Raw genomic sequence first — 12,118 nt, 5'->3', positions numbered from 1 at the left:
CTAACGCTCCTTTAAAAACTTATTTTCTATTTTTTCCTCTTCTTTGGTTAATGGCAGACCTAGTTTGATCTTAATTAGGTTCGCTGTTAGCTTAATACAATTAGAATTCTTAGAAATTCTTCCAGAAGAAGAAATTACTCTTTTAGACCAATCTTCAAGATTGCTGCGATCCCAATCGATTTTGTTAATATTCTTCAAATAATCTTTCCAATGATCAACTTGGGTTTCATATAAATCGTTACCTACCATTCCAAGTGCCTCTAAAACAACTCCATATGAAATTATTGAATCATTTCTTAAATTATAAGGGCTAGTTTCTTTATTGAACACTAAATTCCACTCATATAATTCATCAGTTAAGAAATTCCAAAAATCAATAATAAAATTTACCAAGGTCGGCTCACTCAGAGAATTTTTACCAATAATTCTCTTGTTTGCACTATATAAGTTACTTAAAGTAAATAATTTATTTGAGAACTTGGGTAGGGTTGAGTTTTCAAGATCCGTAAATTTCTTTAATTTTGTATTTGAATCCAATAAATTCTTTGTAACCATTGCTAAGTCATCTCTAGAATCATATAAAATACCTATTGATCTAGAAACATTTACAGCATGTTTGTTTAGATCTGAAAAGATCTGTTGACTTCTCTTCAGACCTTCATCTATAAATAGAACAACAGAAATTGTTTCCTCTGATAATTCGGGATTAGCTTTTAAGGCATCCTCAATCGCATATTTTCTATGCTGGCCATCATTAATTAACAACCTACTGTCCATAGAAATTTTCAATACTCCAATATCTTTGAAATCCTGATTAGTGGCTAGTTGAGCAAATTCAAATTCACCGTCTATCGAGGCAGTTAAAGAAGAAAAAACGTATTCGTTTGGATTAGCAATTATGTACTCAGTAATATCAGGTATACGATTTTTATTGAGAATTCGCTGTGCCCTATATTCTGGAGGAAGCTCATCATGTTCATTAAATATAAAAAGTTTTGAAATTATGTTCAACGGACACATAATTACGAAAAAATCTCTTTTAGCTTGCCTACCTTTGACCGCAGGAAAAGAATAATAAAAATTTCCACTCATAACAAAACCACCTTACGTACGTAATATTTAATATTTAATTATATGGTACTTTAATTACTGTACAAAGTCAATAAATAATCAAAAAAAATAGAATATATGTTCGTAAAAAATGAATAGTCATAAATACGGTTTAAATACGAGCCAACTTTTAGCGCGAAGATTGTAATAAAATGTAAAACTTTGTTATCTACTGGGATTAAGTCCAAGGATATGATAAAATATTCTTGAAAATGATATTAATTTTAAATTTTATATAAGAAGTACGTATTTTTTATAGATTACTTTAGCTTATAGGGCAGAAGAAAAGGGGGAATGGGCTTGTGTTACATAACAATTGTTTAATAAAAGAGTTAAAAAAACTAAAAGAGTCCTCTAAAGAAGCTGTAGAAAACCTAAACTCTTTTAGTGCTTTTAAAAATTATATGCATGTAAAGAGGGAGGTTCAAGATCAATTATTTGATCTGATCAAACAAGCTAGTGAAGTCGACGAATCTCAACTCATTCTTGTGTGTGGCGGAGTAGGTGATGGAAAATCTCATCTTATTTCCTATCTTATTGATAAACATCCTGAACTAATGAAACGATTTGATAAGCATAACGATGCTACAGAAAGTCTAGAGCCTCAAAAAACATCTATTGACACACTCAATGATGTGCTAGATGCTTTTTCAGACGAAGGCTTGGGAAGTGGAGCAAAAACTAAATTAATCCTAGCAATTAACTTAGGAGCATTAAATAATTTTATAGATTCAAAGTATAAAGATCGATTTACTAAGCTAATTAATTACGTAAATAGTCAAAAAATATTAGAAGCAAGCATTATTAATAACACCTTTAACCAGGAAAGTAATTTCCAGTTTATAAACTTTAGTGATTATCATATTTTTACCTTAACAGATGAAGGACCTAGATCAGAATATATAAAAGAAATTTTAAATAAGGTGACAGGTGCTGACAAGGGTAATCCTTTTTATCAAGCATATGAAGATCACTGTCTAAAATGTGAGCAGGGATATAGATGTCCTATAAAAGAAAACTATGAGATGTTATCGAAAGAGAATGTAAAACAAAAAATTATTGATATTCTCGTTGAGGCCATAGTAAAGAATAAAATTATCATCTCGACTAGATCTCTTTTAAATTTTATATATGACCTTGTGGTAAACAATGAACTGGATAATGCAAATACTAATAGACTGGCTGATAGAGTAAAGAACTTAAAGTTTGAAGAGCATATAAAATATAACTTTACTAGTAATCTGTATGGACATAAGGAACTTTCAAATATTTTGGAAGCTATTTCAGATCTAGACCCTATAAAAACAAGAAGAGAATCATTGGATGATATAATTATTAATCTGAATATTACAGAGGATATGGGCTGTATTTTTAGTGAGTATCTTAATGTAGCAGAAGGAAGCTATATAAGAGACAGCATCTTTAACAACACAAACCTAAAAGAAATATTTAATCAAATAAAGTTAGTAAGAGACCAGGAAACTTTTAAAAATGATTTAATTAAATTATTTGTAAGGCAGTATCTTTTTACATGCAAAAATACTAAATTGAACTTAGAAGATAAAATATATAAAGACTATATGAAGAGTTTATACTACTGGAATAAAGGTGAAAGAAAGTCACTAAGTAGTTTATATGAGGATATAAACAGTGCTATCTATAAATGGAATGGTGTAAACCAGGATGAAAACATTGGTTTATTAATCGGGAAAAATCAAGTGAAATACAAGACCAGTCAAAAATTAAACATCGAGCCTTATTTAGATGACTTACCTTATGTACCAGAGGACGAACTTGTGAAATTTGTGCCTAACCTAATTTTAAAATTTACAAATGCAGATCGAAATGAAATTTACAATATTAATATTGATTTTAATCTCTACAAGCTACTAGTGAAGGTTAAGGACGGATATAGACCAAATAAAAAAGATAAACATAATTATATAAGTTTTGTAGAGTTTATACAGAAAATTAAGAAACTAGGAAATCAAAACAAAGAACTTTTAATAGAAGATAGGAATGGAAATGAAACTAGAAGGTTTAAGCTAACCTATAATAAGTCCTTTGATGAGTATAGATTTACAGAGATAAAGGGGGTATAGGCAGATGGAGTTATTAATCAATATAGGAGAATTTAAGAATAGATACTTCCCAAGTAAAGACGGTAAAGAAAGTGTAAGACATGATATTGGTAAAGCAATAAGTATTTTACCTTATACTACAAAATATGAAAGTAAGCATAAAGAGGTAATTGAGAATTTTCAGTATGCCCTTGGAGAATTTTCTAGAATAACTTATGAAAAAAAAGTAAGCGATGAGGAAATCAATTTAAATAATATTGATAATTATATTGCTGGAGTTGAAATTGAAGATCAAGATAAAACTGCTTTAAAAAGTATTCTAAAAGAACTATTTTTTACGGAAGATGAAATATACACTTTCTACCCATTGCTGTTTAACTATATTCAAGGTAGTAAAGGGGTAAAGGAGTATAACAATAAGCTAGGAAAATTTCTATATGATGTTTTACTTGGCAACGATCATAAAGAAATACTAGAAAAGGTTAAAACATGCTTTGATCAACAACCACTAAATGTTTTAGAAAGATTAATGTTGAATGGATTACCAAAACTATCAGAAGATCAGAGCAAGAAAGAAATCCAGTATTATAATTCACTTCCTTTTATTAGCAAGATTTTTAAAGAAGATTTGTCTTTTATGTTAGAAGATACAAAATTTTTTCTGAGTGGATTTCAAATGCTCTTAAAGTATTATTATTTCTTTTATGTAGCTCAATTATCCTTAAAGTTTTCTAAACTATGTCACATGGAAATAGATAACGAGGAAATGCTGTTCTTTAATTTAGATTGGGAGACTACCTCTAAAACAAGAACTAGTTACATGAGGGGATGGAAAATGCTTGAAAGTAATATGAGAGCATTATTTTCTCATGCAAATACTTTAGAAATTTTAAATACCAAAGATCATAAGCAGTGTTATGATTACTGGGGTATAAAACAGCAGATTATCAACATGAATACGGAGGAAAAAAGTCAATTCAGTAACAGTATTAAAGATGCAATAAATATATATAAGCAAAATATTAAGGACATTGACTGGAATAAATTTAACTTTTCCACATCTCATGAGGATGAAATATATGATCATATTAATGAACTATTTAGAACGATCGACTATCAGTTCAATGAATCTAAAACCAGCAGAAAAAAAGCTTATAATAGTTATGCAAAATGGTTTGAGGAGTTTTGTAAAAGTAATTTCTTAAGAAAAAGAGGGTCCCTAGGCTATACTCTAAATATTACACAAGAGTATCTCCTGTTTTTGACTAAGCTCTGCATTAAGAATCAAGATAAGATGAAGCTTAAGGATCTATTTGAAGCATACACAAAAAGAGGGTTATATTTTGATAGAGATTCACAAACCAAGATTATTCAATTATTTGAGAAATTAAACTTAATTGAGAAAAAAAGTGATAGTGGGGATGCTCAATATGTCAAATCAATTTTATAATTATTTAGGAAAAAAGATAATAGAATACTTTAAGGCTCGAGAATTAAAAAGCGGAGATAAGTTTAATATTGAATTTGAAAAAGAAGAACAGGTCAAGTTACTATATGAAACGTTAGAAAAGGAAGATAATGCAGACTTATTCATATATAAGATAACTGACGAGATAGAGTATAAGGCCTATAGCATAGATATTAACGGAATTAAAGTAATTATTGCTGCAACAATCGATGATGTTAAGCCAGATTTTTTAATCCGTTTACGAAATTTGGTGGGAGACGAAACTGATGTCCGATTCAAAAATACTGCGATATTGTTCATACACAATACTACACTTGATAGCATTGTCAGAGGAACAGAAAGTTTTCTAAAAGAAGGAATGCCCTTTCATACAGAATCAATAATTAAGGATATAAAAATGCAGTTAAACTATAGCAATTTAAGTATAGGTGATCGGTATATCTTAAATTTTGCTTTAGATGAAATGAATAAAAATGTTTTTGAGGATAATTCCTCGCTATTTCAGTACGAGGATATTCTAAAGGTTCTAAATAGAAGAGAAATTACAAGAGAAGAATATAAGGATTTTGGACTTTTTTATGATCCTAATTTAACTCAGTCTCAAGATAAGAATGTTATAAAAAATAGACTAAAGGAAAATGCAGATTTTTTTGCAAAAATAGATTCCATACATCAATATGGAAATCCAGATGTGGAGTTAGAAAAATTTCTTGATGACAAAGGAGTAAATCAACTTAAGGACAAACTGTGGCATGAAATAGAATATAAAGAAGTAAAACAATCGGTAGAAAACAAGTCAAAGGAAAAAGTAATTCAGTTTGAAAAAGTATCAATAGAAGGAAAGCTTAGCTTTTGGGATAAGCCTTTAGGGGACACCATCGTAAAGCAAAGGACACGAAATATTATAATATTTAATGAAAGTAAAGAAACAGAAATCCATTTAGAAGTATCGTTCGACGACTATGTTAAATCAGCTAGTATCAGAACAAACCGTAATGAGCCAATAAATGCTTGGAACTCAGGAAAAAAATTAAAAATTGCAATTCAACCTCAAGAAGGACAAAGCACCTTTGGGAAGGTTGTATATAATGATGGAGTAAAGTACGAGTTTAGAATAGCTGTCCTAACATGCAATGAGAAGTTTTTAGAAAATATAAAGACAAACTACTCTATAATTATAAAAGGTGCAGACAAATTCATTTTATGTAATAGTGACGAGGATATAATTATTTTCAACCCAGGTCAAGGTCATCTGAGAAATGAAGAAGTTAATGAAAATAATGTACAAATAGAAATAGAAGAAAATGAAGAACTACACCTTCGTTTCGATGGAAATAATGAAGAGGATGAGGAGTATATAAGATGTAATGTTGTCATTGACAATATAATCATTCCTCTGGGAAAACAAGAGGAAAAGGAAAGACCTAAAGTGATTACAGGTGTGAAAGTGTGGAAGCTCAAAAGAGAAAACAAAGAACACTTTAAGTATATAGGTAATAATAAAATCACACAGGGCACTACAGAATATTTTGCTAAAGAGGATTTTAAGTTTAATATTGAGATGGAGAAAGTTCTTGTTGAAAAGGGAGCTTTGTTCTATACATTAATTGGAGATGAATTAAGAGAAGAAGAACTCCAAGTACAAGAAACTTTAGTTGATTCTTATAAAAAATTAATCGAATATTATAGAGTTAATAATCTACTGCCTAGCTTAAGCTATTACGATGATGAGCTAATGGCTTTATCTAAACAATATATTACCGCATATTTAAATGCAGTTGATGAATTAAATAATGGTGAAGTATTATCAAAAAAAGAAAGGAATTTAATTAAAGTAGGTACGATCAAAAGGTTGGATCAATCTTATGAAATGATGATGACGCCATTACACCCTTTAAATGTAGCATATCAGGTTTTACTAAATGAAAAGTTAAAGGATGAAAAGATAGACGAAGAAATTTTAAAAAATTTACATGCTACCTACTTGATTCCCTACGTTTATAATGATAGTGGAACCCTATACAAGCCAGTTGAACAAGATCATTCGCTTGAGTGGAATTACTATGTAAATCATAAAATGCCTAGATATAAGGGTTCAAGAGACTTTGTATCTAAATTAGTAAGAGAAAAGATTGAAGAGTTTATAGAGCACTTTTCATATCTATTTGATTACACAAATTCATCTATATTAAGACTTAATTTGATAAATCTTGGAGATAGTGTAGAGATTCTCAATGGAATCTTAGATTATTACAACAGAAGTTTGAATAATGATATTGATTCTAAAGATTTAATTTCTATCGAGTTATATATTTATGGAGAAAGTAGTTCTACTAGTATTTTTGAAGAATTTGCAGCTTACAATTCAATAGAAGCAATAAAAAGTTCCTTTGGAATCAACTTAAGATCAAAATACTATAGTGAAGAAGATATAATAAACATAGTTAGGGAGAAGGTTCAGTTTTATAAGAAGGATAAAGCAGACCAGAATTATGAATATAGTCATATTACCTTCTATGAAATGGAACAGGATGTGGATATAAATAGCAGTAATATGATTGATGTAAATACTGGTGTATCACTAGATGGCTTGATTTCAGGAGTGCCGTCAGTGTATTTAAAAGATACCTACAGGACTGGATTCGGATCCAGGTTTTTACCAACAGAAAAAAATGATTTATTAAAACTTATTATGAAGACAAATGCTTTAATAAAATCCGCTGCCAGTGGAGATCCTTTTGACGATACACTAAGTATTACAACTTCTATGGGAGAAAAAAATAAAGAGTTTTTAGACAGAATATATGAATCCTCCCATTGGATTACTTTTATAGATCCAAAAGTTGACCTGAATTTTTTTAAGAATGATTTAGATGCAAAAGATTTGCTGATCATCCACTACAGTGATCAATATACCTCTTCTAGCGGATATGATGCAATTACTGTTACAAGAAAATCAAAACAGTATCAAGTGATAATAGAAGAGTTCTTAAAAAGTAAGAATGTATCTAGGATTGAAGAAAGTTTACCTAAAATAATAAATTTGTTTAATGGGGTTAATGGAGATTGGCTTTTAAGACTAATTTCAAGTAAATCTCAATTCTCAAGAGAAAAGTTAAGTATTTTATCTGCGATCAAACTCAGCTTAGCATATTTCCATCACAAAAATATTACCTGGGTACCGATTTCTCTAGAAGAGATCTTGAGGGTATCTAGTGGAGCAGGGTTAAACCAGACGGATGGGTTATTCACCATAAAAAATTTAACAGGAAAGAATGAATCCTATTCAGATGACTTATTATTAGTGGGAATAGAGAATACTAGTGGCGGGCTAAAAGTATATTTTTATCCTATAGAGGTGAAAATAGGTGAAAATAACTATAGTGTAATTGCAAAGGCAATAACCCAAGCTAGCAAAACCAAAGAACTATTAGAAAAATTCCTAATACCACGCGAAGAAGATTTGAATAAGGTGACTAAGAAGATCTATAGAAACTTCTTAATGCAACTAACAATCGTTAGTATAGAGAAGATGAAATTATATAATATTTGGCAAGAACAAAATTGGGACGGTATTATAGATAGCGATATTAGGTCAAAGTTATTGAATGATGATTATGAAATAAGCAATGCATTAGATGAATATATAGGCAAAGGTGCTATAATATCCTTTAAGAAAGGCACTCACTTTAATTCACAGCCTTTTAAAAAGGAAGATATTCTTGTTCTAGATTTCTCAGAACAAGAGGGATATAACAATATTGTAAGTAGTATAGAAGACCTGAAGAATAAATTCTTAAATAACCAAAGTGACTTTAATGTAGAAGATTTGCTAGGTAACAAATATAATCCTTTAATTGAAGTAGAATATGATGATGCAGAAACTGAAAAAGATCCTAATAATGTAGGGGATAGTAAAGAAATTTATGTATCCCAGGGTGAGCTTGAAGAGCAAGAAGATGACGTAACTAAACTTAGTAAAAAAAGTAGCAGACCAATAGAAATTTTATTTGGAAAAGAAGTTGTTAACAATCAGGCTTTAGTTTGGTATCCTACAGATACTGAGAAAACAACCCATACAAATACAGGTATTATCGGAACGATGGGAACCGGCAAGACTCAGTTTACTAAATCTTTAATTACTCAAATTCACTTAGAAGAAGATAATAATGTAGAGAACAGGCCAATTGGCATGCTGATCTTTGATTACAAAGGAGACTATATAGACAAGGAATTTGTTGAGGCTACAAATGCTAAGGTATATAATTTATTTCATTTACCTTATAACCCCTTGGCGCTGATTCTTCCCGAAAAACCAAAACCTTTATTGCCTCTTCATACTGCCAATATGATAAAGGAGACCATTTCAACAGCTTTTGGACTAGGTCCAAAACAAGAGAATGCGTTACGAGAAATAATTATGGAGGCATATGGACGGAGGGGCATAGATAAGGTTAATGTCAATACCTGGAGCAAACCTGCCCCAACCATAAGAGATGTGTGTTCTATATATTTTAATAATGATGATGTAAATGAAGATAAGTTGTATGTAGCATTGAAAAACTTAGATGAATTTGAAATCTTTGAACCTGATTCCAATAATACCAAGTCTTTATTTGACATAGTAAATGGGGTAACGGTAATAGATCTTTCGGGCTACGATGAGGGAATACAAAACTTAGTTGTTGCTATGACTCTAGATATTTTTTATACTCAAATGCTGGTCATGGGAGAAAGTAAGCAAGAGGGTAAGTATAGACAGTTATCTAAAATGGTTCTGGTAGATGAAGCGGATAACTTTTTAAGTAAAAACTTCAAGTCTATTAAAAAGATTATGAAAGAAGGTAGGATGTTTGGAGTAGGGACAATTCTATCAACACAGCTTTTAAGTCATTTCTCTACTAGTGAAAATGAGTATCAAAATTATATTTCAACATGGATTGTTCATAATGTTTCAGACCTAAATAATAAAGACGTTCGATATATATTTAATACTCAATCTAAACCTGAAGAAGATAATATATACACTAAAATTAAGAGTTTAGTGAAACATGAAAGTCTTGTTAAGCTACAAAATGAGAATAGACCAATATATATTAAGGACAAAGCTTTTTGGGAGTTAAGGAATGAACTAATACAAGAGCTATTGCAAGATCAATTGGAGAAAGCTTTATGATTTATTAAGATGGAGAAGTAATTTTTATGTATAAAACATGTACGAAGGTAGTATAAAATATATTTAGTAAATAAAACACTATTGTTGTATAAATCTATACTTTTCAACGGTTTAAAATATATTGCATCAAAAATAACATTTACAAATATACTGATATGATATACAATATCGGTATATTTGTAAAAAGAGGTGATATAAATGAATTACCTTGAAAAATTAGAAGATTTTATAAAACAAAAAAATGGAACTATATTAACTTCAGATCTAGAAGATTTAAATATCCCAAGGATATATTTATCAAAGCTTGTTGACATGGGAAAGCTGGAACGTGTTAGTAGAGGTGTATATGTGTCGCCTGAAACAATTGAGGATGAAATGTACTATATGCAGTGTAAATATCCTAGAATAATCTATTCTCATGAAACTGCTTTATTTCTACATAATTTAACTGATAGGACACCATTTGAGTATTCTGCTACTGTTCCAAGTAGCTACAAAGTTGTTAGAAATATATCTGAGAACTTCAAAATCTACTATATTAAAAATGATTTACATTCATTAGGAATTACTGATAGTATGACTTCTTTTGGGAATAAGATAAAGGTGTATAACGTTGAAAGGACAATTTGTGATATTGTAAGAAGTAGAAATAAAATAGATATTCAAATTGTAAATGAAGCATTAAAGAGGTATATAAAGCTTAAATCTACAGATTATGCACTTCTTATAGAATATGCAAAAAAATTGAAGGTCGAGAAATTAATTAAAAATTATATGGAGGTACTACTATGAGCAATAAAGCTATGAGCTTAAAAGCTAGAATCAAAAACCTAGCCAAGCAAAAAGATATGTCTGCTCAAGTAGTTCTTCAAAACTATATGTTTGAGAGGTTTTTAGAGCGTTTATCAAAATCACAGTACAAGAATAAGCTTATACTTAAGGGCGGTATGTTGATTGCAGCTATCGTAGGTATTGATAATCGAGCAACAATGGACATGGATGCAACGATAAAAAATTATCCATTGAATATTGAGTCTTTATCGAAAGCTATTATTGATATTTGCTTAATAGATGTAGATGATAATGTAAAATTCTCATTTTTAGGAACTCAGCCTATAAGAGAAGATAACCATTATGGTGGGTTAAGAGTCAGTATTCAAGCTGATTATGATACAATTATTACTCCAATGCAGATTGATGTAACAACTGGTAATGCCATAACACCAAAAGAAATTCTTTATAGCTTTAAGATGATTTTTAATGATGGAACTATTGAGGTTTGGGCATACAATATTGAAACAGTTTTAGCTGAAAAGTATGAAACCATATTAAGGCGAGGTCAACTCAATACTAGACCTAGGGATTTTTATGATATATATATTTTAGCTAAAACTCAAGATTTTGATAAAGAATTATTTGCAGATGCAGTTAGAAAGACTTCAGCCAATAGGGGAACTACCCATATCTTTGAAGATATAGAAAATAGAATAAATAATATTGGAAACAGTGAAGATTTTAAAAAACAGTGGATGAAGTATACTAAAAATTACCGTTATGCTGAAGATATATCTTATGGTGATATTATTGAAATATTGAACATGCTTACCTTAAATATAAAATGAGCAAATACAATTAAATAGTAGGTTTTATAAGACAATTGAATAAATTTAACAATTGATTTATAAGTAAATTAGGATGTCTCGCGCCTCTATAGGCGTCGATGACACCAATAAAAAATGTATTTGTGATAGTTATTCTTATCCATTTATTAAATATTGTAGGCTTCATAATTTAGAATATATGCAAAGAACTAAAAAACTTTGATTTTTCAAAGCTACTTGAGTATCCTAGGATTGATGCTGAGGATATGCCGATAATAGAAATTCAGCGCAAAAAATATATTGAATCAATTTCACCTAAAAGCGTAGGTTGCATGACAGAAACAGACTATATAGATACAGAGACTCTATGTGGTAAGGTTGAAGTTTAAAACTAATTCTATAAACAGACAAAATTTAAGAAATTTATTGCAATCAAAAGAAATCATTGATATAAACCATTTTTTTAAAATTGCTGAAAAATACAATCTAGTATTTGAAGATGTTACAAATTCAATTGCTTTTATATTCTATATAAGAGAATGATAAAAATGGCTTAAAAAAATTAGACTAGACAAAGTAAAATGCTTGTAAGCGTCAAAATGCCCACACCTTGACAGATATGGGCTTGATCATTAATTTTCAGATGGCACTTTGCAGGATTGAGGTATGGATTCTGACCAAG

The 12,118-nt window shown here is 29.8% G+C and carries 6 protein-coding genes; 5 read left to right on the top strand and 1 reads right to left on the bottom strand.

Annotated features, from left to right (window positions below; translation table 11 throughout):
• Complete coding sequence (dndB, locus tag CHB72_RS07475; RefSeq protein WP_089282265.1) at nt 1–1,092, bottom strand: DNA sulfur modification protein DndB; 1,092 nt, start codon at nt 1,090–1,092, stop codon at nt 1–3.
• A 320-nt stretch (nt 1,093–1,412) separates the two neighbouring features.
• Between dndB and dptF the strand changes: the two genes are divergently transcribed.
• From dptF to CHB72_RS07450, 5 genes are all read left to right on the top strand, one after another.
• Nucleotides 1,413–3,212: a DNA phosphorothioation-dependent restriction protein DptF gene (gene dptF, locus CHB72_RS07470; RefSeq protein WP_089282264.1), complete on the top strand. Its 1,800-nt coding sequence runs from the start codon at nt 1,413–1,415 to the stop codon at nt 3,210–3,212.
• Nucleotides 3,213–3,216: 4 nt separating this feature from the next.
• The gene (gene dptG / locus CHB72_RS07465) at nt 3,217–4,641 is read left to right on the top strand and encodes a DNA phosphorothioation-dependent restriction protein DptG (RefSeq protein ID WP_089282263.1); all 1,425 of its coding nucleotides are present in this window, start codon (nt 3,217–3,219) and stop codon (nt 4,639–4,641) included.
• Nucleotides 4,622–9,835 carry a DNA phosphorothioation-dependent restriction protein DptH gene (gene dptH, locus CHB72_RS07460; protein WP_089282262.1) on the top strand — a complete coding sequence of 1,738 codons (5,214 nt, stop codon included), beginning with the start codon at nt 4,622–4,624 and terminating at the stop codon, nt 9,833–9,835. Before dptG ends, dptH begins: the two co-directional genes overlap by 20 nt.
• Before the next feature lie 198 nt (nt 9,836–10,033).
• Nucleotides 10,034–10,627, top strand: coding sequence for a type IV toxin-antitoxin system AbiEi family antitoxin domain-containing protein (locus CHB72_RS07455; protein WP_089282261.1), 594 nt, complete (start codon nt 10,034–10,036; stop codon nt 10,625–10,627).
• Complete coding sequence (locus CHB72_RS07450) at nt 10,624–11,457, top strand: nucleotidyl transferase AbiEii/AbiGii toxin family protein (RefSeq protein WP_242975070.1); 834 nt, start codon at nt 10,624–10,626, stop codon at nt 11,455–11,457. Before CHB72_RS07455 ends, CHB72_RS07450 begins: the two co-directional genes overlap by 4 nt.
• Nucleotides 11,458–12,118 lie beyond the last annotated feature (661 nt).

The sequence above is a fragment of the Anaerovirgula multivorans genome, assembly GCF_900188145.1.
Lineage (GTDB): Bacteria > Bacillota > Clostridia > Peptostreptococcales > Natronincolaceae > Anaerovirgula > Anaerovirgula multivorans.
Note: the sequence above shows the minus strand (reverse complement) of the source record. Positions and strands in the feature narration are given on the sequence as shown.